The organism is Lacrimispora indolis DSM 755 (assembly GCF_000526995.1).
In the GTDB taxonomy this organism is placed as follows: Bacteria; Bacillota; Clostridia; order Lachnospirales; family Lachnospiraceae; genus Lacrimispora; species Lacrimispora indolis.
In genome coordinates this window covers 1623513-1648704 of record NZ_AZUI01000001.1, presented here as the reverse complement: position 1 = coordinate 1648704, position 25192 = coordinate 1623513, and the positions used below count along the sequence as shown (strand labels likewise).

Annotated in this window: 22 protein-coding genes, 1 other RNA gene and 1 other annotated feature; of the genes, 16 read left to right on the top strand and 7 right to left on the bottom strand. The window is 46.8% G+C overall.

Annotation, left to right across the window (positions count from 1 at the left end; genetic code table 11):
* Positions 1–10 precede the first annotated feature (10 nt).
* Complete coding sequence (locus K401_RS0107830) at positions 11–1831, bottom strand: DUF885 domain-containing protein (protein ID WP_024292431.1); 1821 nt, start codon at positions 1829–1831, stop codon at positions 11–13.
* 142 nt (positions 1832–1973) lie between these two features.
* Positions 1974–2262, top strand: a binding site (T-box leader).
* Between the two features lie 113 nt (positions 2263–2375).
* On the opposite strand from K401_RS0107830, the gene metG reads away from it, so the two are divergent.
* The 5 genes from metG (at position 2376) to dhaS (ending at position 7483) form a co-directional block, all read left to right on the top strand.
* Entirely contained in the window at positions 2376–4355 is a 1980-nt protein-coding gene (metG, locus tag K401_RS0107820; protein WP_024292430.1) for a methionine--tRNA ligase, read from the top strand.
* A gap of 78 nt (positions 4356–4433) precedes the next feature.
* Positions 4434–5186, top strand: coding sequence for a TraX family protein (locus tag K401_RS0107815; RefSeq protein ID WP_024292429.1), 753 nt, complete (start codon positions 4434–4436; stop codon positions 5184–5186).
* 51 nt (positions 5187–5237) lie between these two features.
* Positions 5238–6014: a TatD family hydrolase gene (locus tag K401_RS0107810; protein WP_024292428.1), complete on the top strand. Its 777-nt coding sequence runs from the start codon at positions 5238–5240 to the stop codon at positions 6012–6014.
* Positions 6015–6033: 19 nt separating this feature from the next.
* On the top strand, positions 6034–6903 hold the full coding sequence (gene rsmA, locus K401_RS0107805) for a 16S rRNA (adenine(1518)-N(6)/adenine(1519)-N(6))-dimethyltransferase RsmA (RefSeq protein ID WP_024292427.1): 870 nt from the start codon (positions 6034–6036) through the stop codon (positions 6901–6903).
* Positions 6904–6919: 16 nt separating this feature from the next.
* Positions 6920–7483 (top strand): dihydroxyacetone kinase transcriptional activator DhaS, encoded by a 564-nt coding sequence (dhaS, locus tag K401_RS0107800; protein WP_024292426.1) that lies wholly within the window; start codon positions 6920–6922, stop codon positions 7481–7483.
* Here dhaS and K401_RS0107795 read toward each other — a convergent pair.
* Positions 7480–7713, bottom strand: a complete 234-nt coding sequence (locus K401_RS0107795; protein ID WP_024292425.1) for a hypothetical protein — start codon at positions 7711–7713, stop codon at positions 7480–7482. The two genes, dhaS and K401_RS0107795, sit on opposite strands and share 4 nt — an antisense overlap.
* Positions 7714–7931: 218 nt before the next feature.
* Between K401_RS0107795 and K401_RS0107790 the strand changes: the two genes are divergently transcribed.
* Together K401_RS0107790 and K401_RS0107785 are read left to right on the top strand one after the other, a co-directional pair.
* On the top strand, positions 7932–9659 hold the full coding sequence (locus K401_RS0107790; RefSeq protein ID WP_024292424.1) for an oleate hydratase: 1728 nt from the start codon (positions 7932–7934) through the stop codon (positions 9657–9659).
* Positions 9660–9865: 206 nt separating this feature from the next.
* The gene (locus K401_RS0107785; RefSeq protein WP_024292423.1) at positions 9866–11539 is read left to right on the top strand and encodes a peptide ABC transporter substrate-binding protein; all 1674 of its coding nucleotides are present in this window, start codon (positions 9866–9868) and stop codon (positions 11537–11539) included.
* Between the two features lie 158 nt (positions 11540–11697).
* Here K401_RS0107785 and K401_RS0107780 read toward each other — a convergent pair whose 3' ends face one another.
* The 4 genes from K401_RS0107780 to nagB all read right to left on the bottom strand — a co-directional run bounded on the left by K401_RS0107780 (position 11698) and on the right by nagB (position 14087).
* Positions 11698–12249: a TIGR01440 family protein gene (locus K401_RS0107780; RefSeq protein ID WP_024292422.1), complete on the bottom strand. Its 552-nt coding sequence runs from the start codon at positions 12247–12249 to the stop codon at positions 11698–11700.
* A gap of 34 nt (positions 12250–12283) precedes the next feature.
* A complete protein-coding gene (locus K401_RS0107775) occupies positions 12284–12703 on the bottom strand; it encodes an HIT family protein (RefSeq protein ID WP_027352531.1) in 420 nt (139 codons plus the stop codon).
* A gap of 35 nt (positions 12704–12738) precedes the next feature.
* Complete coding sequence (locus K401_RS0107770) at positions 12739–13143, bottom strand: bacteriohemerythrin (protein ID WP_024292420.1); 405 nt, start codon at positions 13141–13143, stop codon at positions 12739–12741.
* Positions 13144–13352: 209 nt separating this feature from the next.
* A complete protein-coding gene (gene nagB / locus K401_RS0107765; RefSeq protein ID WP_024292419.1) occupies positions 13353–14087 on the bottom strand; it encodes a glucosamine-6-phosphate deaminase in 735 nt (244 codons plus the stop codon).
* A 118-nt stretch (positions 14088–14205) separates the two neighbouring features.
* Between nagB and K401_RS33525 the strand changes: the two genes are divergently transcribed.
* On the top strand, positions 14206–16266 hold the full coding sequence (locus tag K401_RS33525; protein WP_024292418.1) for a hypothetical protein: 2061 nt from the start codon (positions 14206–14208) through the stop codon (positions 16264–16266).
* A 28-nt stretch (positions 16267–16294) separates the two neighbouring features.
* On the opposite strand, the gene K401_RS0107755 is transcribed toward K401_RS33525, so the two are convergent.
* Positions 16295–16990, bottom strand: a complete 696-nt coding sequence (locus K401_RS0107755) for an anaerobic ribonucleoside-triphosphate reductase activating protein (protein ID WP_024292417.1) — start codon at positions 16988–16990, stop codon at positions 16295–16297.
* Positions 16991–17190: 200 nt separating this feature from the next.
* Here K401_RS0107755 and tadA point away from each other — a divergent pair, with 200 nt between their 5' ends.
* From tadA to K401_RS0107715, 8 genes are all read left to right on the top strand, one after another.
* A complete protein-coding gene (tadA, locus tag K401_RS0107745) occupies positions 17191–17685 on the top strand; it encodes a tRNA adenosine(34) deaminase TadA (RefSeq protein ID WP_024292416.1) in 495 nt (164 codons plus the stop codon).
* A gap of 60 nt (positions 17686–17745) precedes the next feature.
* Positions 17746–18007, top strand: an RNA gene (gene ffs / locus K401_RS32320) — signal recognition particle sRNA large type.
* A 213-nt stretch (positions 18008–18220) separates the two neighbouring features.
* Positions 18221–19300, top strand: a complete 1080-nt coding sequence (locus K401_RS0107740; RefSeq protein WP_024292415.1) for a 6-phosphofructokinase — start codon at positions 18221–18223, stop codon at positions 19298–19300.
* A 13-nt stretch (positions 19301–19313) separates the two neighbouring features.
* Positions 19314–20909 carry a DNA polymerase III subunit gamma/tau gene (gene dnaX, locus K401_RS0107735; RefSeq protein WP_024292414.1) on the top strand — a complete coding sequence of 532 codons (1596 nt, stop codon included), beginning with the start codon at positions 19314–19316 and terminating at the stop codon, positions 20907–20909.
* A 31-nt stretch (positions 20910–20940) separates the two neighbouring features.
* Positions 20941–21294, top strand: coding sequence for a YbaB/EbfC family nucleoid-associated protein (locus K401_RS0107730; protein ID WP_024292413.1), 354 nt, complete (start codon positions 20941–20943; stop codon positions 21292–21294).
* Positions 21295–21296: 2 nt separating this feature from the next.
* On the top strand, positions 21297–21893 hold the full coding sequence (gene recR, locus K401_RS0107725) for a recombination mediator RecR (protein ID WP_024292412.1): 597 nt from the start codon (positions 21297–21299) through the stop codon (positions 21891–21893).
* A 111-nt stretch (positions 21894–22004) separates the two neighbouring features.
* Positions 22005–24284, top strand: coding sequence for a tetratricopeptide repeat protein (locus K401_RS0107720; RefSeq protein WP_024292411.1), 2280 nt, complete (start codon positions 22005–22007; stop codon positions 24282–24284).
* Between the two features lie 15 nt (positions 24285–24299).
* On the top strand, positions 24300–25133 hold the full coding sequence (locus tag K401_RS0107715; protein WP_024292410.1) for a Cof-type HAD-IIB family hydrolase: 834 nt from the start codon (positions 24300–24302) through the stop codon (positions 25131–25133).
* The last annotated feature ends 59 nt before the right edge of the window (positions 25134–25192 follow it).

Below are 25192 nucleotides of genomic sequence, written 5' to 3'. Positions count from 1 at the left end.
GCCCTTTGCCTTATTTGGTTCTTAATTCTTTTGCCAGCCAGTTGCGGAATGCAGGCTGGATGACGGAAAATGGGGCAGGCCCGATATCAAGTAAAAAGCCATGGAAATCCTTTAAGTTAAAATCATCCTTTAAGATCTTTTTTGCTGTGTTCAGCATTTCCACAATTTCTAAGTATCCTACATAGTATTCCATGTAATTGGTGGGGTTTTCGATCAGGCTGTTGTAAATGGAATCCACAATATCCGTGTTTTCCACGTTGTAAAAGGTGCCAAGGTACTTGGCTGTCTGCTCCTTATCCCAGCCCTCATAATTGATGCAGATATCCAAATATGCGTAGATGCCCAGGGTAACAGCGGTATTATGGGCCAAAAGCTTCCCAAGCTCCGGGTCCAGCCCGTTATCCAGAGTGTAGGAGTAAAATTCCACATAAGTGGCCCAGCCCTCCGAATAGCTGGGGAAGGAGAGGATGCTTCTTAAATCGCTGGGATTCCTGCTTAAGAAATAGACGTTTTGATATAAATGTCCTGGGTAGCCTTCGTGTGCCAGGGTGGTGAAAAGGTCGTCATTTTGAAAACGCGGGTTGCCGTTGATGTAAATGACGTTATCCTCATAACGGTCCAGAGGAGGAACTAAATAAAAGGCAGGGCTTAAGGAAGCTTCCAGGGAGCTGGGAACGTATTTTACCGTATAGCTGCAGGGCGGAAGCTCTGGAAAATCCTTGGCTATAAGGGTCTTTAAAGATTCCAGGATATCCTCCGGCTTGGTATAGCGGAAGGAATAATTATCAAGGGAGTCCAGTACCTGGGGATGTTCCTTTGTGATCTGTCCGATGGCCTGTATATCAGAGTTCAGCTGTTTTTCGATGGCCTTTGTCAGACTTCGGATGGTACCGTAGGAGGTCCCGGTATTGGAATTGACCAGATATTCAAAATACTCTTTTCCCTTTGGATACCAGCTTAAGCCCTTGTCATTGGTCCCGGTCCCCATAAGGGCAGTGATGCCGTTTACAAGGTTTTTATAGGCAGGTATGAAGTGCTCTCCCAGGATTTTTAAATTCTTCTCCTTATAAGCTGCCTTTTCTTCCGGTGTCAGATCCGTAAGGGCATCCACCCTGGTGTTGAACGTCTCCGCAAGAAAGCTGTGGTCAGGCTGGATCAAATAAGCCTCACAGGACTTTAATACGTGATCGGCAGCAGAGTCGGACATAAAAAGCCCTGCCTCTGATTTTTTCTTTTCAAACTCCATGATCTGGCCGTAATAATCATCAATGGTGGAAAGCAGCGCAAGGTAGTGATCCACATCATCACGGGTATAAAAGGCATACTCGGAAAACAGGATAGGAAGCTGCGCCTGAATCCCAATGGTGCTGGTTAAAGGCTGGGCGTAAAGCTCCAGACCGTCAGAGCTTAATTCTGTGTCTATGTAGGAGCGGAGGATCTGCCAGGTAAGCCGCTGTTCATCGGACAGCTGGCGCTGGTTGAATCCGTCCAGCTTCTTCTTTAACTCCAAAAGCTCTTGTGTTCCCCCTTTCATTTTTTCCAGGGAAAAATCCCCAAGGGTCAGAGGAACGGTGTCAAGTCCCCGGGATGCCGGATTGGCAATGCTGAAGTGAAAGCTGATCCCGGAATTGCTGATTTCCTCACGAAACAGGTCGTTTGTAAATTGATCAAACTTGTTTTGAGTGGACAGATCCTTGGCATGGTATTGTTCATACTCGGCCCATGAAGGCGATGCAGGCGGTCTTTTGATTGGTGAGCAGGCACAAAGCAGGGAAATTGCCAGAATAATGGAAAGAAAACGGCTGCCCTGTTTCAAAACGATGTTTTTCATATATGAGTCCTCCGTGATTCGCTAGTATTATTTATATGATGAGATTAAAAAAGTCATGACAAAAGCCCTGAAGTACAGGCTTACCCGCTTGACAAACTTTACGGAAACCATTAAACTAGGGATACTGACAATCTATTTATATGAAAATGCTGAGAAAAGAAGAGTAAGAAATCCACCTCATGTGCAGAGACTTCCGGAAGCTGAAAAGGAAGCTTGAGCGTATTTCCCAACATGGCCTTGGAGCAGCGGAATTGAATTGGCAGATTCATGCCTTTAAATTCCGACGGTTACACCCGTTATCGTGTCAGACTGTTATTAAGTAACCATAAAATCCCGGAAGGATTTTAGGAAGCTGACGCAGCCGGTAAGGTCCGTACTGTAAGGTGCGGATAAATTAAAGTGGTAACACGGGACAGTTCCCCGTCTTTAAATTTCCGAGAGGATATTTTAAGGCGGGTTTTTCTTTGCAGGGAAAACACTGCCTTTTATCGAAGCTTACATTGCAAGTTACGATAAGCCATATTATAAACAGGAGGAAACAAGAATGTGTAAAAATTCTAACAAAAAATCATACTACATCACCACAGCCATTGCCTATGCATCAGGAAAACCCCATATCGGCAATACCTATGAGGCGGTTTTAGCCGATGCCATTGCCCGCTATAAGAGGGCGGAAGGCTATGACGTATTTTTTCAGACAGGCACTGATGAGCACGGCCAGAAGATCGAGGAAAAAGCAGAGGCAGCAGGGATCACTCCAAAGGAGTTCGTAGACAGGGCAGCAGACGAAATCAGAAAGATCTGGGATCTGATGAATACCTCTTATGATAAATTCATTCGAACCACAGACAAAGACCACGAGGAGCAGGTTCAGAAGATCTTTAAAAAGCTTTATGAACAGGACGACATATATAAAGGATATTATGAAGGTCTATATTGCACTCCCTGTGAATCCTTTTTCACAGAATCCCAGCTTGTAGACGGCAAATGTCCTGATTGCGGGCGGGAAGTAAAGCCTGCAAAAGAAGAGGCATATTTTTTCCGTATGAGCAAGTATGCGGACCGTTTGATAAAGCATATCAATGAAAACCCGGATTTTATCCAGCCTGTATCCAGAAAAAACGAGATGATGAACAATTTCCTTCTTCCTGGGCTTCAGGACCTTTGCGTATCCAGGACTACGTTTAAGTGGGGAATTCCGGTATCCTTTGACCCAAAGCACGTTACCTATGTCTGGCTTGATGCGCTTACCAACTATATTACCGGCATCGGCTACAACTGTGACGGCAAAAGCAGTGAGCAGTTTGAAAAACTCTGGCCTGCAGACCTTCACCTCATCGGAAAGGACATCATCCGCTTCCATACCATTTACTGGCCTATTTTCCTGATGGCCCTTGATGTTCCCCTGCCAAAGCAGGTATTTGGCCATCCATGGCTGCTGCAGGGCGACGGCAAGATGAGCAAATCCAAGGGAAATGTCCTCTATGCGGACACTCTGGTGGATTTCTTCGGCGTGGATGCGGTCCGCTATTTCGTCCTTCATGAAATGCCTTTTGACAATGACGGAGTCATTTCCTGGGAGCTTATGGTAGAGCGCATGAACTCTGACCTTGCCAACATCCTGGGCAATCTGGTGAACCGAACCATTTCCATGTCCAACAAGTATTTTGAGGGCATTGTAAATGACGGGAAGGCAGCTGAGGCTATTGATGAGGATTTAAAGGCAGTGGTGCTGGAAGAGGTAAAAAAAGTCCAGGAAAAAATGGAAAAGCTCCGGGTTGCCGATGCCATGACTTCTATATTTAATATTTTCAGAAGAAGCAACAAATATATTGATGAAACAACTCCATGGACCCTTGCTAAGGATGAAGCTTCCAAGGGGCGCCTGGAAACCGTCCTTTATAATCTGACGGAAGCCATTGCCATAGGAGCCTCTCTTCTTGATTCCTTTATGCCGGAAACCTCTAAAAAGATTCTCGGCCAGCTTAACACTTCAAAGAGAGAGCTGTCCCAGATGAGTGAATTTGGCCTCTATCCCTCCGGAAACAAGGTGACCGACAAGCCGGAGATCCTGTTTGCCCGCATGGATATCAAGGAAGTGATGGAAAAGGTGGAAGCCATGTACCCATCAAAGGCGGAGGAATCCAATGAGCCTGACAAGGAAGACGGATCTGCAGTCATAGATATTGAAGCAAAGGCTGAGATCGAATACGATGATTTTGCCAGGCTGCAGTTCCAGGTAGGTGAGATCATCGCCTGTGAGGTCGTTCCGAAGTCAAAGAAGCTTCTGTGTTCCCAGGTGAGGATCGGAAGCCAGGTAAAACAGATTGTCAGCGGAATCAAGGCCCACTACACACCGGAAGAAATGGTTGGCAAAAAGGTGATGGTTGTGGTAAACTTAAAACCAGCAAAACTGGCTGGAGTCATGTCTGAAGGCATGCTTCTCTGTGCGGAGGATGCAGAGGGCAATCTATCCCTTATGGTTCCGGAAAAACCTATGCCGGCAGGAGCAGAAATCTGCTGATAAAAGGGAATGTCATACCCCGTAGGAAGCTACGGGGTATTTGACTTGATGGCTGGTCGTGTTAGGGAGGAGGAATCCATGGAGAAGTCAATAAGTGCCCGTACAAAAGGAATAACAGGAAATACTTTAAAGATGATCGCCATTGTTACCATGCTCATTGATCACATTGGGGTGGCTATCATTGAAAACGGCATTTTAAAGTATCAGAGCATCAATCCGTCCTATGAGGTTTACGGTATGGCGGAAAGCATGTGGGGCATCATCAACCTGGCGCTCCGCACCGTTGGAAGGGTCGCATTTCCTATCTTTTGTTTTCTGCTGGTAGAAGGATTCTTCCATACCAGGGATATTAAGAAGTATGGGGCCAGGCTTTTTGTGTTTGCCCTTATTTCCGAAATCCCCTTTGATTTAGCTCTCTTTGACAAGTGGTTCTACCCAGGATATCAAAATGTATATGTTACCCTGTTTATCGGGCTCTGTGTCCTTTATTGGTATGAAAAGGTCTCAGGGGACCCCGTCAAACGGACTCTGGTGTTTCTAGCCGGCTGCGGTGCGTCTGTAGTCTTAAAATGTGATTATAGTATTATAGGAATTGCCATGATCCTGCTTTTTTATATTTATTATCATAATAAAAAACTGCAGACCATATTTGCAGGGATCCTGGCTGCCGTTGAAAGTCTTGGCTGCTTTGGAGCCGCCGTCCTGGCTTTCATTCCAATCCGCATGTACAACGGAGCCAGAGGAACAGGGAATTTAAAATATTTTTTTTACTGGTTTTATCCCGCTCACTTAATATTGCTCTATATCCTGCGTTTGCTCATCATAAAGTAAGAAAGGCATCCAAATGACCGGAAGGGGCCTGGTTTTTTAAAGGAGATTTTTATGATTTTTGATACACACGCCCATTATGATGATGAGGCATTTGATGAAGACAGGGAGGAACTGCTGGCAAGCCTTTACGCCCATGGAATTGAGGCTGTTACCAATATAGGAGCCAGCATGGAATCCTCCGGACATACACTGGAACTGGCAGAGAAATATCCATATATATATGGAGCCATCGGCGTTCATCCCAATGAGACCGGAGAAATGAATGAAGAGGACTTAATCTGGCTGAAGGAACAGTCTGCCAATAAAAAAATTGTGGCAATCGGTGAGATCGGCCTTGATTATTATTGGGACGAGCCGGATCATGAGACTCAGAAAAAATGGTTTATCCGCCAGCTCGGTCTGGCAAAAGAGGTAAAGCTTCCTGTTGTCATTCACAGCCGGGATGCGGCAAAGGACACTCTGGATATTATGAAGGCAGAGGGAGGAAAGGACATTGGCGGAGTGATCCACTGCTTTTCTTATGGAAAGGAGATCGCCAGGGAATACTTGAATATGGGGTATTATCTGGGGATCGGAGGCGTTCTCACCTTTAAGAATGCCAGAAAGCTTAAAGAGGTGGTGGAGTACATGCCCATGGAACAGCTGGTCCTGGAAACAGACTGCCCTTATCTGGCCCCCGCTCCCAACAGAGGAAAGCGGAATTCTTCCCTTTATCTTCCCTATGTGGTGCAGGAGATCAGTATCATCAAGGGGATCCCAGAGGAAACGGTTATTGAAATCACCAATCAGAATGCCAAAAAGCTATACAGAATAAAGGAACAGCTATAAAGGAAAACGGAGGACAGGCATGGCGAAACTGGGAAATCCCCAAAAAACTATTGAGATCATTCAAAAGTATGAATTCGCATTCCAGAAGAAATTCGGACAGAATTTTTTAATAGACACCCATGTATTGGATAAGATCATAGCTGCAGCAGGCGTGACAAAGGATGACTGCGTCCTGGAAATCGGGCCGGGAATCGGCACCATGACCCAGTATCTGGCTGAAAGCGCCAGACATGTAGTGGCAGTGGAGATTGATTCCAACTTAATCCCCATTCTCAAAGAGACCCTGGGGGAATATGAAAATGTGACGGTTATTCATGATGATATCCTTAAGGTTGACATCAATCAGATAACAGAACAGTATAACAGCGGACGCCCCATTAAGGTGGTGGCAAATCTGCCGTATTATATCACGACCCCCATCATCATGGGCCTGTTTGAAAACAAGGTTCCTATTGACAATATCACGGTCATGGTCCAAAAAGAAGTGGCGGACCGCATGCAGGTAGGGCCGGGCTCCAAGGATTACGGCGCCCTTTCCCTGGCAGTCCAGTATTATGCAGAGCCTTATATAGTGGCAAATGTTCCGCCTAACTGCTTCATGCCCCGTCCCAGCGTAGGGTCTGCGGTCATCCGCCTGACCCGCCACAAGGAACCGCCCGTAAAGGCAGAGGATCCAGGGCTTATGTTCCGGCTGATCCGGGCTTCCTTTAATCAGAGAAGAAAAACCCTTCAAAACGGCTTAAATAATTCTCCGGAAGTCCCCTATACAAAGGAACAAATCGCCGAAGCGATTGAAAGCCTGGGACTTGGTCCTTCGGTGCGGGGAGAGGCATTGACCCTGGAGCAGTTTGCTTCCTTAAGCAACTATTTTACAGGAATGAAACAGTAATAGAACAGGAGGCCCTATGTCGGATTCGCTGATCACAAAACGCGCAATAGCGGAAGCCTTAAAACAGGTATGCAGGGAAAAGCCCTTTGATAAGATATCCATATCCAACATCACGTCCGTATGGGGGTTAAACCGGCAGACTTTTTATTACCATTTTCAGGATAAATATGAGCTTTTAAGCTGGATCTATTATAATGAGAACTTTGCAAAAATAGCAGATGACATCACCCTTGAAAACTGGGATCAGAAGATTTTTGAACTGCTTCAAAATATGGAGGAAGAAAGAACCTTTTATATGAATACCATAAAAGAACAGGAGCATACCTTTGAAAGTTATTTGTTTGAGATGGCAAAGGCCCTGTTTTCCGAAGCGATTTTAAAGCTGGATGAAAAGAAGAAGCTCACAAAAGAGGAACGGGATTTTGATGCGGAATTTTTTGCATATGGCATCTGCGGGATCATCGTTGACTGGGCAGAAAAGGGAATGAAAACGGAGCCGCGGCTGGTGGCGGAACGTTTAAAAAGCCTGGCCAGGGCTGCGGAGCGGGCCGCTTACCTCAGGAGCCAGGCAGAGTTTTAAGAAAGCTTATGCATGATAATATCCAGACATTCTTCCCAGGAACAGCTTTTAATAAGAGAAACCAGATCAGAATAAGAAAAAAGCTCTGCGGATATGGGATTGAATTTTTGCAGCAGCTCTTCTAGGTTACGGGCGGTCCGCTCCGGTGATTTCTGTCCGTTTCTTAACTGATGGAGTAGCGCTGTTTTCAGGACGGACTCCCGGATATGTTTGTGTATGATGGCTGACATAAAAAGCCCTCCTTTTTAACTATATTCATTTTAAAAGAAGATAAGCAAAAAACCCATAGACAAAACTGAAAAATTGTCTGGTTTTCCGACATCATTGACCTGATGTCGTTTTTTTATACAACTGAAAAACCATGTATGGTGACGGATAAAATGAAGTATGATAATATAAGCGTATCAAGCGAATCAGTTATCACAATTCATAGAATGGAGCGTTGCATATGAGAGGAAAAAATAATTTCGGAAAAGTGCTTGCATGGGGAGCTGCGGCAACTGCGGCAGGAGTTGCCGCAAAAAAGGCCTATGATTATTCAAAAAAGCAAATGGATTTAAAGAAGGAAGAAACCATGAGGCCAGAGGGAAGCGGCCAGACCTCAGGAAAAGCATATTTTGTCGGCGGCGGTCTGGGAAGCATGGCAGGAGCTGCTTATCTCATACGTGACTGCAACATGCCGGGAGAGCAGATCACGATTTTTGAAGGGATGCACATCCTGGGAGGAAGCAATGACGGCATCGGTACCCCTGAAAAAGGTTTTGTATGCCGCGGCGGACGTATGCTGAATGAAGAAACTTACGAAAATTTCTGGGAACTGTTTGGTTCCATTCCTTCTTTAAATAACCCTGCCAGAAGCGTGACCGAAGAGATTTTAAGCTTTGACCATGCTCATCCGACCCATGCAAAGGCCAGGCTGGTGGACAAAGATGGAACCATCCTTGACGTAAAGAGCATGGGATTTACCCAGCAGGAACGCATGGCCCTGTTAAAGCTTATGAACACGCCGGAAGAAAAACTGGATGATATGACCATTGAAGAATGGTTTGCAGACATGCCTCATTTCTTTACCACGAATTTCTGGTATATGTGGCAGACCACCTTTGCGTTCCAGAAATGGAGCAGCCTTTTTGAATTCCGCCGCTACATGCGCCGGATGATCCTGGAGTTTTCAAGGATCGAGACTTTGGCAGGAGTAACAAGAACTCCTTTAAACCAGTATGACAGTGTGATCCGTCCTTTGGAAAACTATTTAAGAAAGCAGGGAGTTGTCTTTGCAGAAAACTGTGTTGTTACTGATATAGATTTTGCCGATGGAGACGGAATCACGGCAAAGGTGCTTCACTTAAAGGATAATGGAATAGAAAGAACCATTGAGCTTCAGGACGGGGATATCTGTATTATGACCAATGCCTGCATGACTGACAGCGCAACCTTAGGAGACCTTCATACTCCTGCTCCGGAGCCTGTTTTAAGGCCAATATCAGGGGAATTGTGGAGCAAGGTATCCGCAAAAAAGACCGGTCTTGGAAATCCCTACCCCTTCTTTGGAGATGTTCATGAAACCAACTGGGAGAGCTTTACCGTAACAAGCCGGGGAAATAAGCTCCTTAAGCTGATCGAGAACTATTCCGGCAATGTGCCCGGAAGCGGAGCGCTCATGACCTTTAAGGACTCCAGCTGGCTGATGAGCATTGTTGTGGCTGCCCAGCCTCATTTCATCAATCAGCCAATGGATCAGACCATATTCTGGGGATACGGGCTTTATACGGACCGTGAAGGGGATTATGTGAAAAAGCCTATGAAGGACTGCACAGGAGAAGAGATGCTCATCGAGCTTCTTCACCATCTTCACATGGAAAACCGTAAGGATGAGATCCTGGCAGACGTGGTCAATGTCATTCCCTGCATGATGCCTTACGTTGATGCCCAGTTCCAGCCACGTAAGATGACAGACCGCCCAAAGGTGGTTCCGGCCGGCTCCACCAACTTCGCTTTGGTAAGCCAGTTTGTGGAGATTCCGGAAGATATGGTATTTACCGAGGAATACTCAGTCCGGGCAGCCAGGATCGCTGTTTACACCCTCATGGGAGTGAATAAGAAGATTTGTCCGGTCACTCCTTACGTGAAGGATCCTAAGGTTTTAATGAAAGCAGTTCAGACCTCATACCGCTGATAAAAGACATAAATGTCCTCTTGGGCCAGACATTTCCCTATCCGGAAATGCCTGGCCCTTTACTGCTTTATCATGGTAACACTGCGCAGAATAAGGAGAGTGTAAAAATTTTCCTCGTTGCAAGAACCCTCTTTCTGTGGTATGCTAGAGCTTGCGTTGTCTGTGATAGACGGACGCAAAAATAAAAAAGATATGGAGGAAAAGATATGAAGAAGATGGCGCTTGTATTAGCGGCAGTCCTTGCTTCAGGGATGATCCTGACAGCATGCGGCGGTTCCGGCAAGTCCGGTACAACAGGCGGCGAAACACAAAAAACAGAAGCGGCAGGAAATACCACAGCAGGAGGTCTTGACCTGTCAGTACAGATCGGGCCTGACCCGGAAACCATTGATCCGGCCTTAAACACCACGGCGGATGCTGCCAATATGATCCTTCACGCATTTGAGACACTTCTGACCTTTGATCAGGATAATAACATTATTCCCGGACAGGCAGAATCCTATGATGTGAGTGATGACGGACTTACTTATACCTTCCATTTACGGGATGGCTTAAAATGGAGCGATGGCTCTGACCTTACTGCAGAAGACTTTGTATATTCCTGGAAACATCTGGCAGATCCTGCCACGGCAGCTCCTTATGCAGCAGACATGCTTTCCATGGTAAAAGGATATGAAGAAACAGCGGCAGGAAACACCGATGCCCTGGCTGTGTCTGCACCTGATGCGAAAACCTTTGTAGTGGAGCTGGCGTCTCCCTGCGTTTATTTTGATAAAATTGTTACTCATGCAACCATGGTTCCCGTGAAAAAGGATGTGGTTGAGGCAAAGGGCGACCAGTGGTCCTTAACTCCTGATACTTATATATCCAACGGACCTTTAAAGATGATTGAATGGGTACCAGGCTCCCACATCACCTTTGCTAAGAATGAAAATTACTGGGATGCAGAAAGTGTAACCTTAAATACCTTAAAATTTGTCCTTATGGAAGATGCCAATGCTGCATACAGCGCATACCGTACAGGAGAGGTTATGATGATCAAGGATATTCCTACTGATGAGATCCCAAGTCTTCAGGGAACACCGGATTATCATCTGGATCCTCGTATGGCCACTTCTTATACGATTTTCAACGTAAAAAAGGCACCCTTTGACAATGCCCTGGTTCGCCGTGCATTAAGCCTTGCAGTTGACCGTGATTATATTGCCAATACCGTAATGGCCGGAACCGTTTTACCGGCGACAAACTTTGTAGGCCCTGGCATTTCTGATGTGGAACCAGGTTCTTCCTTTGAAGAAGTCACCAGAAAGAACAACGGCGGCGATTACTTTAATGTGAGCAACTATGAGGAAGACCTTAAAAAGGCCAAAGAACTTCTGGCAGAAGCAGGCTATCCAAACGGAGAAGGTTTCCCTGTGATCGAGTACATGACCAATGAAGCCGGTTACAATAAGCCGGTTGCCGAGTATTTACAGAGCGCATGGAACGAACTGGGCGTGAGAATGGATATTAAAATCGTTGAATGGTCTACCTTTGCACCAACCCGCCGGGCCGGTGATTTCCAGATTGCCCGCGGAGGCTGGGTATATGACTATGACGATCCTTCCAACATGCTGAACTTATTCACCTCAGAAAGCGGAAACAACGATGGAAAGTATTCTAATCCTGAGGTGGACAGCTTATTAAGCCAGGCCCGTGATACGGCTGATAAGACCGAGCATTATGAGAAGCTTCATGAAGCAGAAAAGATGATTATGGAAGACGCAGCGATTTCCCCTCTTGTATATTCCAGCGATTTCTATCTGCAGAAGCCTGAATTAAAGGGCACATGGCACTCTTCATACGGTTACTGGTTCTTTACACATGCCACCATGGAATAGTGGCTGAGACCAGAGAACGGTTATGAAATAGCTTAAAAACAAATAAAAACCGCATCTTGACTGAGCTGTAAAAGCTGTTTCAAGACGCGGTTTTTTACATTAATAAATTCCAGTGAAAGCCTGCTGATGTTCTAAATCCCTGCTCTCGCCTCTCCTGTTCATCCCATGGAATCGTTATAGCAGGCACGGGCACCGCCGATATATTTCGGCCTGGTACGGGCGGTGACCACATGGGCGGAGCCGATGTAGCGGGTTTTAATGCGGACCGGAACAGCCACGGCCTTTAAGTGCATTCCGATCAGGGTGTCCCCGATATCAATGCCGGCATGTGCTTTAATGGACTCCACCGCCACCGGACATTGTAAAGTCTGGTAAGCCGCAGTGGCAAAGGAGCCGCCGGCTTTTAGCTGGGGCATCACATTGACCGGCTCATAGCCATAGAGCGTTGCCGCCTCTTTTTCCAGGATCAAAGCCCGGTTTAAATGTTCGCAGCACTGTGCGGCAACGTATATTCCCTGGGCCTGAAAAACCTCGTAGATGGCGGAAAATACTGTCTGCCCGATTTCCGCGCTGGAATGGGAACCGATTCTGTGATCGGAGATCTCACTGGAGGAGCAGCCGATGACGACTAAATCTTTCTCATTTAAATGTGCAGCTTCCAACAGTTCTTTTGCGGCCATTGCGGCCTGTGTCCTGATTTCATCCAGCATGATCCGGCCTCCTCTTCATGAATATGGTTTCTTTCTACAATGCTGCCCGGATAGCAGCAGCCATTTCCTCGTATTCCTTATCCGTTAAATATACCTTGTCCGGGTTCATGGCAAAGGTACTTCCCCATTCATCCCCTCCGTTGTATTTCGGAACGATGTGCATATGAAGGTGGCAGCCTGTATCGCCGTAAGCGCCGTAATTTACCTTATCCGGGTTAAACACTTTATGAACAGCCCTGGAAACCCTGGCAACATCGGCAAAAAAGGCATTTCTTTCCTCAGCCTCAATGTCCACCAGTTCGCTGACGTGATCTTTATAAGCCAGGATGACTCTGCCTTTCTTACTCTGCTCTTTAAATAAATATAAAAATCCTGTTTCCATTTCGCATATGGGATAGCCGAATTTGGCAACAAGTTCTCCCTTCATACAGTATGCGCAATTTGGATCTTTCATAATCATGTACCTTCCTTTGCTTCTTCTTCAAGAGATTAAGATCTGCTTTTAATGTGAGCGGCTACTTTTGCATCTTCCTTTTTAATGTGGGTGATCAGCCAGCCGGCAATGGCGCTGTTGACTTCACCTACAAGGATTATGGACGGGCCATCTTTGTCAAGCTTAGAACAGATTCCGGCCACCACCTTTTTGAAGTCTTCGTGATAACGTTTGTGGTTTACATAATCCGGATACTGATACTGAAGCTGAAGCATTTCCTCATTGCCGAAATGCTTTGCAGTATAGTCCTGCAAAAATTTGGTCGTATTAGCCAGTTCCGCACGGCCCTTGCCTGTAGCGCAGGCGGCGAGCAGGTTATTGACCGCATCGATCAGCTGGCGATGCTCGGAATCAATTAATTGATTTCCGGTTTCCAAATCTTTTGTAAATGTATATGCCATATTTACCGTCTCCTTATCTTACGTTTTACACTCATTCTACACCATTTTCTGAAAAAATCCAACCGTTAATTTTCCCGCCGGCTAAAGGGAAATTCCGGCTTTATCCCCTTAAAAAGTGCCTTCTGAAAAAGAAAAAAATGCCCGGTGCAGGTAGCAGCCGGGCAAAAGCAATCATATTATTTGACAGTAAAAAAAATAAAAGACTGTGCTTAGAAGTTTTCCATTCTGGTAAGTGCTGCTTCGTCTGCAACGATGATAACATCCGGATGAAGCTGTAAAATGGATGCCGGAACACGGGAGGTGACCGGACCGCAGATTACATCATAAAGAATGTCCGCTTTGTCGGCTCCGCTGATGATCAGCAGGATTTTCCTGGCTCTCATGATGGTGCCGATACCCATGGTATATGCCTGGCGGGGAACCTCGTCAATGGATGCGAAGAAACGCTTGTTGGCTTCGATGGTGCTTTCCTGAAGATCCACAATGTGGGTATCCTTTGGGAATATATCGGAAGGCTCGTTAAAACCGATGTGACCGTTGTGTCCGAGACCTAAAAGCTGTAAATCAATGCCGCCCAGGCCTTTGATCACTTCTTCATAGCGGGCAGCCTCTTTATTGGCATCTGTTTCCGTTCCATTGGGAATATTGGTGTTTGCTTCGTCAATGTTCACATGGCGGAAAAGATTTTCACGCATAAAATAATAATAGCTCTGATCATTTTCCCTGGTAAGCCCTTTGTATTCATCCAGATTTGCGGTCTTTACCTGGGAGAAGTCTAAATCTCCTTTATTATACCACTCCACCAGCTGCTTATAGGTGCCGACAGGCGAGGAACCGGTAGCCAGTCCCAAAACACAGTTCGGTTTCATAATGATCTGGGCAGAAATAATATTAGCCGCCTTACGGCTCATATCATTGTAGTCTTTTGCGCGATAAAGCTTCATTTCTTTATCCCTCCATACGTTCGAAAAAAATTTTATTATATTCTTTTCACTAGGATAACATTTTTGTGTCATAGATGCAATGGCATTTTGCATAAAATAATTATAAAGGAGTGATGGCATGCCTAATTATCGAAGACTAATCTCATATATTTATGCCTATGAAGGCGCAGTCAAAGGAAAAAACATCGGATTTGCCAAGATAGAAACGAGAGGGGTCCAGTGCAAGATTACGGTCAGTGTCAAAAGGATATATGTGGGCGGCAATGATATTGGAGTGTACTTATTAGCCGCAGACCAGGAAATATTCCTGGGCAATATTTTTATACGCGGCGGTTCCGGCGAATTCAGGACTGTGGTATCGGCAAGCGATATAGAACACTCCGGAATTAATATGGAACAGTGCTTTGGACTGACCATCCATGATGTAAAAAATACATGGCGTTCCTACACGACCATTTGGGAAGATGCCGTTGCCCATGCGGCGGAAGTCGATTTAGAGAGTACGGCCAAAATGGTTTCCGTGAAGGAACAGGCCGTTATTTCAGAAGAACAGATAAAACGGGCGGTACGTGAGATCGAGGAAGAATTTCCGCTGGAGCCTGATAAATCCCGGGAGACTGCCCAGACAGAAGTTTCCCATGAGGAAAAAACAATGGAGGCTTCTTCCAATGACCGGGAGGAAGAGGAAGCTGCACCGGTCCCAGAAAAACAGGAACTGCCGGAAGAGGAAGATTTGCAGACAGAGAATCTGGAGGCGGAAAGTCAGAGTCCGGATGACGAAGCTGCGGATTCTGCCGTGCCGGCTGGGGAAGAATTGGTAAATGCGGAATCAGAGGATGTGGAACAGGAACAAGTCATTTCGGATGATGCAGAGGTGGCTGAAGAAGAGCTTCAGCATACGGAGGAAGCAGAGGCGCAGCCAGAAGAAGCCGGGGAGCCGGATACAGAGCCGGATGCATCCACATTTATGGAGGCCTTCGAATCAGCGGAAGCAGCCACACCCGCGGAAGCAACTAAACCAATAAAAACGGCCATACCAGCGGAAGCATTTATACCAGCGGAAGCATTCATGCCAGCGGAGTCAGCCATGCCAGCGGACGCGTTCACGTCAGCGGAAGCATACACGCCGGCAGGAACAGCCATACCGGCGGAAGCATTCATACCGGCTAGAGAAGCCATACCAGCGGAAGCGTTTATGTCAGCGGAAGCATACACGCCGGCAAAAGCAGCGATACCGGCGGAAGCATTCATACCTGCTAGAGAAGCCATACCAGCGGAAGCGTTTATGTCAGCGGAAGCATACATGCCGGCAAAAGCAGCGATACCGGCGGAAGCATTCATACCTGCAGAAGCATTCATACCTGCAGAAGCATTTATACCGGCGGAAACATCCATGCCAACGGACGCATTTACATCAACAGAAGCATCCACATCAATGGATGCACAGCAGCAGGCTGACTGGCCCGAAGCAGAGGAACCAATGCCGGAAGCTATGCAGGATATAGTACAATCTGTGGAAGAATCGGGTCCCGGAGAGTGGGAAAATGCCGGACAGGAAGACATTCAGGGCGAAATGCAGGAAGAGGAAGAAGTGCAGGGAGCCAGGGAAGCAGTGGATGTCCAGGAGAAAGAACCGGTAATCAGTGAACCATATCCCTGCAGTGACGAGGATATGGCTGGGGATACGATCTTATACCGGGCAGATGCTGTGATAAGTGAAGACAGGAGCAATCCGGAGGTCCGGCCAGAGCTGGGAAATCCGGATGAATTAGAGCGCCTGCGCCAAAATGAAGACCAGGACGAAGCTCCCCATGATTTAATCTGGGAGAAGCTGAAACGAGAACATACAAGGATTCTGGCATTTGATTATGAAGATGGCTGCGAAATTCTCACCATTAAACCCCAGGATATCGGTATCCTTCCAAGAGACACCTGGGTCTATGGAAATAACAGCTTTCTTCTGCATGGATACTATAATTACCGCTACTTAATCCTGGCAAAGCTGTTAAACCCAAGTGGAATGCCCCGTTACCTTCTGGGGATACCCGGACATTATTACAGCAATGAGCGATACATGGCTTCTATGTTTGGTTTTCCAAATTTCGTGCTGTCCAAAGATCAGCCGATGGAAGACGGCAGATTTGGATTCTGGTATACCGATATAAAATTAGGGGGCTGATTTAAGCCCCCCTATCGGCATGTCCCCATTAATCATCAACGCCCCGAAGCATGGCGTTGGGAATCAGGGGCTTTAAGACATTTATAAAGCTGTCCAGTTCTTCCCTGGAAAAAGACTGGAAGCCTGGGCATAAAACCTGGTCCGAATCCACATAATTCTGCAGATAATAATGGGGACAGCCTGCCAGCCAATCTCCGATATCCATAAAATCCTCCAGGCTGTGGATTCCTTTTACCGCTGTGGTACGGAATTCAAAAGGAAGGATTCCCCCAAGTAAAAAGGCGGCGCTTTCCTCAATATTTTTTATTTTTATGTTCCATACGCCTGCAGCCCTGGAGTAATTCTCCCTGCCGGCTTTAATGTCCATTGCCACATAGTCCAGGAGTTCGTTTAAAACCAGCCTTTTTAAAACCTCCGGCCGGTAACCGTTGGTATCCAGCTTGATGAGATACCCCAGTTCCCGTATTTTACGGATAAAGGCCTCCAAATCCTCAGACAGGGTGGGTTCTCCCCCTGTGATGCAGACCCCTTCTAAAATCCCTTTTCGTTTCCTTAAAAAGCTTAAAATTTCTTCCTCACTGAATTCTGACTTTGCCTCACTGCCGATCAGCTCACTGTTATGGCAGAAGGGGCAGCGGAAATTGCAGCCGCCCAGAAAGATCGTGGCAGCCACATGACCGGGAAAGTCCAGAAGCGTTGTTTTTTGAAGACCGCACAGTTTCATACCTTCACCATTCCTTTGTTTCGTGATATACTATACCAGTATATCACATGAAAAAGCCCGGAGTATATCTTTTTGTGTCCCAAAATATGTTAAGATACTTTTGGGGAATTCCTTTTTATCTGGAAAGCACTGGAAAGAAGGGCTATCCTTATATGTCAGGATAATGTGGCAGGAAATATAAAAAGCAAAGAGGAACGAGAATGACCATTGATGAAAAATATATGCGTGCAGCAATCAGACAAGCTGAAAAGGCGGGCGCCTTAGGCGAGGTTCCCATCGGCTGTGTCATTGTTCATGAAGATAAGATCATTGCCAGGGGATACAACCGCCGTACCATTGATAAAAATGTTTTATCCCATGCAGAAATAAATGCCATCCGCAAAGCGTGCAGAAAAATAGGGGACTGGAGACTTGAAGGCTGCACCATGTATGTGACCCTGGAACCCTGTCCCATGTGTGCAGGAGCCATTGTCCAGGCAAGGATACCCAAAGTCGTCATGGGCTGCATGAATGCAAAGGCAGGCTGTGCAGGATCGGTGCTTGATATGCTTCACGAGGAAGGCTTTAACCATCAGGTGGAAACGGAAACAGGGGTTCTGGGAGAAGAGTGCTCCCAGATGATGAAGCGTTTTTTCAAAGAACTGAGAGAAAATAACAAGAAGAAACTGGAAGGCAAATCCCCCATAACTCCTTGACAACCTGCTCTTTTCCATGTATACTAAAGTGCGATTAAAACAAAACATGTCATAAAGTTTCCGTGCAGCCGGGGAGATAGCGGTGCCCTGTACCTGCAATCCGCTCTAGCAGGGGTGATGTCTCACCCAGGGCCGTCTATTGCAGGGCTGCCCCTGATAAGTGGCGATGACGTTTGGGTCTTACGCAACAGATCTTCATGAACCGTGTCAGGGCAGGAATGCAGCAGCACTAAGTGGAACCTTCTGTGTGCCGTGAGGGTGCCTGGACCGAGCTAACTGTCAGGGTAACGCCTGTGATAGCGGTTCAAAGTGAGACGCACGGATTAAATATAAAGAATTTTCAGACGCCGGAGAGCAAAAAACTGCTTTGCGGTGTCTTTTGCAATCTGCAATTCCCATTTTTAATATTTTCTTACATTTCTTATGAAATAAAGTTTTCCCTTGCCCCGCATTCCCCTTTGTATTATAATTATAAAATGGGTATAATACTACCTATTTCCCAATGACAAATCGAATCAAAAAGAGGTGTGCTTTTATGATAAGAATTGGAATGCTTACAAGCGGAGGCGACTGTCAGAGCCTGAATGCAACCATGCGCGGCGTGGCCAAGGCACTGTACCGGTTATGCGGTGATATTGAGATCGTTGGATTTGAGGACGGTTACAAAGGGCTGATTTATGCGAACTACCGTGTGATGAAACCGGAAGAATTTTCCGGAATCCTGACAAAGGGCGGGACTATTCTCGGTACCTCCAGACAGCCATTTAAACTTATGCGTACACCTGACGAGAACGGTCTTGATAAGGTGGAAGCAATGAAGCACACATATCGTAAGATGAAACTGGAATGCCTGGTGGTTTTAGGAGGCAATGGGAGCCAGAAAACAGCCAATCTCCTTCGGGAGGAGGGGCTGAATGTAGTATCCCTTCCAAAGACCATTGATAATGATTTGTGGGGAACCGACACTACCTTTGGTTTTCAAAGCGCCATCAATGTGGCAACCAATGCCATTGACTGCATTCATACAACAGCGGCTTCCCATGGACGAGTCTTTATTGTGGAAGTCATGGGACACAAGGTGGGCTGGCTCACCCTGTATGCGGGGATTGCAGGCGGGGCTGATATCATCCTGCTTCCGGAGATTCCCTATGATCTGGATATCGTTGTGGAAGCATTAAAAACCAGAACTAAAAACGGCAAAAGATTTTCCATTCTCGCCGTGGCAGAAGGGGCAATTTCCAAGGAAGATGCCTGTCTGACGAAAAAAGAATTAAAAGAAAAAAAGAAGAGCGGAGTGGTTTACCCTTCTGTGGCATATGAAATCGGAGCTCAGATCACGGAGCGCACCGGACAGGAAGTACGGGTCACCGTACCAGGCCATATGCAGAGGGGCGGCGACCCATGTCCTTATGACAGAGTGCTTTCCACCCGGCTTGGGGCAGAAGCAGCAAAGCTCATAAATAACAAAGAATACGGATATATGGTAGCGGTGGATAACAATGATATTGTTAAAGTCCCCTTAGCCGATGTAGCCGGAAAATTAAAAACCGTCGATCCGAAAAGCTCTATTGTTGAGGAAGCCAAGATGATAGGCATCAGCTTCGGCGACGAATAAGGAGTTAACAGGCATGTCATATACGGCATTGTATCGGAAATGGCGTCCGCCTTCCTTTTCAGATGTAAAAGGCCAGGACCATATCGTACAGACATTGAAAAACCAGATAGTAGCCGGGCGTATCGGACATGCATATCTGTTTTGCGGAACAAGAGGAACCGGTAAGACCAGTATTGCCAAGATATTTGCAAAAGCGGTCAACTGTGAACACCCGGTGGACGGAAGTCCCTGCGGGGAATGCCAGACCTGTAAGAATATCGCAGCCGGTGCTTCTCTCAATGTGGTGGAAATCGATGCTGCGTCAAATAACGGCGTAGAAAATATCAGGGAGATAAGGGATGAAGTCCAGTATCCTCCCACAGAAGGCAAGTACCGGGTTTATATTATCGATGAGGTTCATATGCTTTCCACAGGAGCATTTAATGCACTGTTAAAGACTCTGGAGGAACCTCCATCCTATGTAATCTTTATTCTGGCGACTACGGAAGTCCAGAAGATCCCGGTGACGGTCCTTTCCCGGTGCCAGAGGTATGACTTTAAACGCATTACGGTGGAGACCATTGTAGAGCATTTAAAAGAGCTGACGGCTGCAGAACATATTCAGGTGGAAGACCGGGCCCTTACTTATATTGCCAAGGCCGCTGACGGCGCATTGCGTGATGCCTTAAGCCTTTTAGACCAGTGTATTGCCTTTCATTACGGAGAGCTTCTTACCTATGATAATGTTTTGGATGTGCTGGGAGCTGTGGACATCACCGTGTTTGGAACCTTGTTTCAGGCGATCGTGGAAAACCGGACAAAAGACTGCATCACCTGTCTGGAAGAGCTGGTGATCCAGGGCCGGGAGTTAGGCCAGTTTGTCATTGATTTTATCTGGTATTTAAGAAACCTTTTAATATTAAAATCCGTGGACAACGGGGAAAATCTTCTGGATATGTCAACGGAGAATCAAAACCTGTTAAAAGAGGACAGCAAGCGTACGGACAACGAGACGCTTCTGCGGTATATCCGGATATTTTCGGATTTGTCCAATCAGCTCCGCTATGCTTTCCAGAAACGGGTCCTCATCGAGGTTGCCCTGATCAAACTGACCCGCCCCCAGATGGAACAGAATTTAGATTCCATACTTCAGCGGATCAGCAGTATAGAAAAGCAGCTGGAAAACGGCATCATAGGAACTGCACCTTTGCCAGTCTTAAACGGGGACGAAGGAAAAGACGGCAGCAGTGCCCCTGTCCCCCAATTAACTCCCGCAGAAAGGGTGGCCCTTCCCAAAGGCCAGTTAGAGGATTTAAATATGATCCGGGGCGAATGGGGGAAAATCATTCGGGAACTGGGAGGGCCTATCCGGGCCAGCTTCCGGGATACAGTGGTAGAACCTGCAGGAGAGAGCTGTCTTTGCGTTGTCTTTACCGATCAGAGCAATTACATGATCGGAAGCAGGGATTCGACCGTTGCAGAGATTGAACGGTATGTGGAAGACCATTACCAGAAGTCCATAACCTTTAAGACAAGGCTCCGGGGCGGAGGGGAACGGTCTGACACCATCTATGTCAGCGATGAGGAATTAAAAACCAATATTTTAATGGATATAACAATAGAAGACTAAAAATCATAAAGATAGCAGGAGGATACACACCATGGCAAAACGTGGCGGTTTTCCAGGCGCAATGCCTGGCAATATGAATAATTTAATGAAGCAGGCTCAGAAGATGCAGCGTCAGATGGAAGAAACAACAAAGGCGCTGGAGGAAAAGGAATATACGGCTGCAGCAGGCGGCGGAGCTGTATCAGTCACTGTTTCAGGCAAAAAAGAAGTGACTGCGGTTAAATTATCCCAGGAAGTAGTGGATCCGGATGATATTGAGATGCTGGAAGATCTGATCATGGCGGCTACCAATGAGGCGTTCCGTCAGATGGAAGAGGACAACAGCTCTGCCATGGCTAAGCTCACCGGCGGTCTTGGCGGGTTAGGCGGAGGCTTTCCGTTCTGATTATGAATTACTACAGCAGTCAGATAACAAGATTAATTGAAGAGCTGTCCAGACTTCCTGGCATTGGCAGTAAATCCGCACAGCGACTGGCGTTTCATATCATTAACATGCCGGAAGAACAAGTGGCAGGTCTTGCCTCATCCATTACAGAAGCAAAACGAAATGTACGCTACTGCAAGGAATGCTTTACCCTGACGGATCAGGAGCTGTGCCCCATCTGCCAGAGCGAAAAACGCAATCACAAGGTGATCATGGTAGTGGAAGACACCAGGGACTTAGCTGCTTATGAAAAAACAGGAAAGTTCGAAGGCGTTTATCACGTCCTGCACGGGGCTATCTCCCCCATGCTGGGAATCGGACCTGGCGACATAAAGCTGAAGGAACTGATGCAGAGACTGCAGGGAGATGTGGAAGAGGTGATCATTGCAACCAATTCCAGCCTTGAGGGGGAGACGACAGCCATGTATATCAGCAAGCTGATCAAGCCCACAGGAATCAGAGTCACCCGTATAGCCAGCGGAGTTCCCGTTGGAGGAGACTTAGAGTACATAGATGAGGTGACATTGTTACGGGCCCTGGAAGGCCGGGTGGAACTGTAGCTCATTTGCCTTGTTAGGAGATGCAGGTTGAAAGAAACACATCTTTCAGCCTTGAATATTGTATCAGTTGGATATGCACGCATATCCGCTTGATTCATTAGGAGACAAATAATGGATAAGTACGAGTTTAATATAAAGGTTGAACAGATTAAAAAACTGGTCGGCAAAAACGACTATGAGACGGCTATGAAAATAGCCGACACAATAGACTGGAAGAGAGTCCGCAATACCAATCTGCTATCCATGGTTGCCATGGTTTACGAGAAAAATGAGGATTACCAGGAGGCCAAGGATATCCTTCTCCAGGCTTTCGAACGCGCTCCCATTGGGAAACGTCTGCTTTATAAGCTGGCAGAGCTGGCGATCAAAGAAGGAAATATTGAAGAGGCGGAAGCCTATTATAAGGAATTTGGCGACCTGGCTTCTGACGATCCAAGACAGCAGCTTCTTCGCTATATGATTTTAAAAGCAAAAGGAGCCCCTGCCCAGCAGCTCATCCATTCCCTGGAATCCTACACCAGTGTGGAACTGGATGAAAAATGGCTGTATGAGCTGGCAGAACTGTACAGCCTTGCAGGTATGCCCGACCGCTGTGTGGAAACCTGCGACCGGATCATGCTGATGTTTGGCCTTGGAAAATATGTGGACAAGGCCATGGATTTAAAAATACAGTATGCACCGCTCACCAACTACCAGATGGATCTGGTGGAGAACCGGGACAAATACGAGGCCAAGCTGCGGGCGGTTGAACAGGAGTACAGCGCCGGAAAAAGGCCAAGCCCGGAACCGGAGCCTGAAGAAGAATATTATGAGGAAGAACCGGAGACGGTTATGACGTTTGGAGAGAACCCTATGGAGGATAATCTGGAAGCAAGGCTTCAAGATGCCGCGGTTCAGGAAAACCTGGCCAGGGAAATGTCCAGGATCTCCTATGAAGAACCCATAATTCAGGAAGAATCCAGGCTGGAACACACCAGAGTGCTGGAGGATATCCGGAGAGTGGGCAGTCCCATAACCCCAATGCCGGGAACCAGAGGCATATACGCGTCTGAAAATGAAGACTCTCTTTTCCATCACCCGGAGCCTGTTTTTGAGGAAGAGGAGCCGGAAGGTCCTGGAATGGAAGAATCCTCCTTGGAAGGGCAGTATGACAGAGAAATAGAATATGAAAAACCTGATGATGCCGGACAACTGTCCGCGATCACATCCGAAGGTTTCCAGGAATCCGATGACCAGCCGGAGGATGATTATGGTTATGAGGAAAACGATTATGATCAGCCGGATGAATCCTATTATGAGAAGGAAGAAGTTACAGAGACGCCTTACGCATCTTTAAACCAGGCCTCGGAAGAGGACGCTCCGGCCTGGAATCAGGACTTCCGGAATTTTGGCGATGAGGAAAGCCTGGAGTTTGAAGATCTGTATGAAGGAGAGGAAGACGAGTCGGAGGAAACACCGGTTCAGAATCATCTCATGATAGAAGCGAGAACCCCTGAAAAAGGACTTCAAATGGCTGTAGAAGCCTTAAAACAGATTCACAATGAAAGCGGAGTAAAGAATCCTGTGGCAAAGATCAACGGCTCCAAACTGTCAAAACGGGGAGTATTGGCTTCCGCAGACAGGCTGGCCGGAAAAGACCTTATCATCGAGGAAGCCGGAGATCTGACCCGGGAAGCCCTGACTGAATTAAATGAATTGATGGACCGGGATACCAGCGGAATGATCGTGGTTCTCATTGATAATCCCAAACAAATGGAAACTCTGCACCAGGAGCATCCGTTACTTGCAAGTAAGTTTGAGTGCATTGGAACCGGAGAAGGAACTCCGGCTTTCTGTATAAGCGAACCAGTACGGGAAGAAAGACCGGTCAAAGTCCCTGAAGCGCCCGTTTACAAACCTTTCACCCCTGCCCCTAAGGAAGAAGAACTGAGGGAAGAATCCTACGAAGCAAACCAGGAGTATCGTTATGAATACGATTCCTGGCAGGAGAACAATTACGGGGAAAACAGTGACTATGAAGAAGGCGTTCATGAAGACGATGATTTCTATGAAGAGGATGAAGAATTTCGTCCGTCTGTCCGGGACGAGGAAGGTCCAGGGTTTCAGGGGGAAGAAATGGACATTGATGAATTCGCTCAATATGCCTGCCGTTACGCCAATGAGATTGATTGCAGCATTACCGGTAAAAGCATGCTGGCACTGTATGAGAGAATTGAGATCATGGAAGAAGACGGCCTTCCTCTTAACAGGGCCAATGCGGAAAGCCTGATCGAAGAAGCAGCTGACCGCGCAGAAAAGCCGTCCCTTGGAAAACGGATCAAAGGTTTGTTTTCTACGAAATATGATAAAGACGGTCTTCTTGTTTTAAAAGAGGAACATTTCATTTATTAAATTGGGGTATAAAACGTGGATATTAAACTCATTGCAATTGATTTAGATGGAACTCTGCTGGATAGTAAAAAGCATCTTCCCGATGCCAACCGCCAGGCGCTTATCCAATGTGTTCAAAAAGGAATCTGGATCGTTCCATGCACCGGCAGGACCGTACATGGTATACCTGCGGAAATAAAAGATATTTCCGGGATCCGTTATGCGATTACCACCAATGGAGCAGTCATCGAGGATATGGAGGAAAATGCGGTCATTGACACTCAGATGCTGTCCTGGGAGCACGCTTTGGAGCTTTTGAACCTGGTGGATTCCTACCATGTTATGTATGATCCCTACATTGACAGGCGCGGAATAACGGAGCCCCGCTTCTATGAACATCTGGCAGAGTATGGTCTGTCGTCCGAATTACAGGAAATGGTCTACCAGACCAGGGATGTCCATCCCAATATCATAGAATTCGTGGAAAAAAACCATAAGCCTGTGGAAAAGATCAATCTGTTCTTCCCAAACATGGAAGAACGTGCCAGACTTAGGGCCGAGCTGGAGAAACGGGGCGATGTTCTGATCACTTCCTCCTTACCCAATAATCTGGAGATCAATGCATTCGGAGCGACAAAGGGAGAAGCCATCCTAAGACTGGCTTCCCATTTGGGGATCAGCAGAAAGCAGACCATGGCCATAGGGGATGGAGAAAACGACTTTTCCATGATCAAAAAGGCGGGGACCGGAGTGGCTATGAAAAATGGAAGCAAAGAGCTTCGCGGGGCGGCTGATTACATAACCGATACCAATGATGAAAATGGGGTGGCATCCGCTATTAACCGATTGATATTCGGAGCAGAAGGTTGAAAGAAGAATGTCTTTCAGCCTTGTATTTATGAATCAACTGGATATGCATGCATATCCAG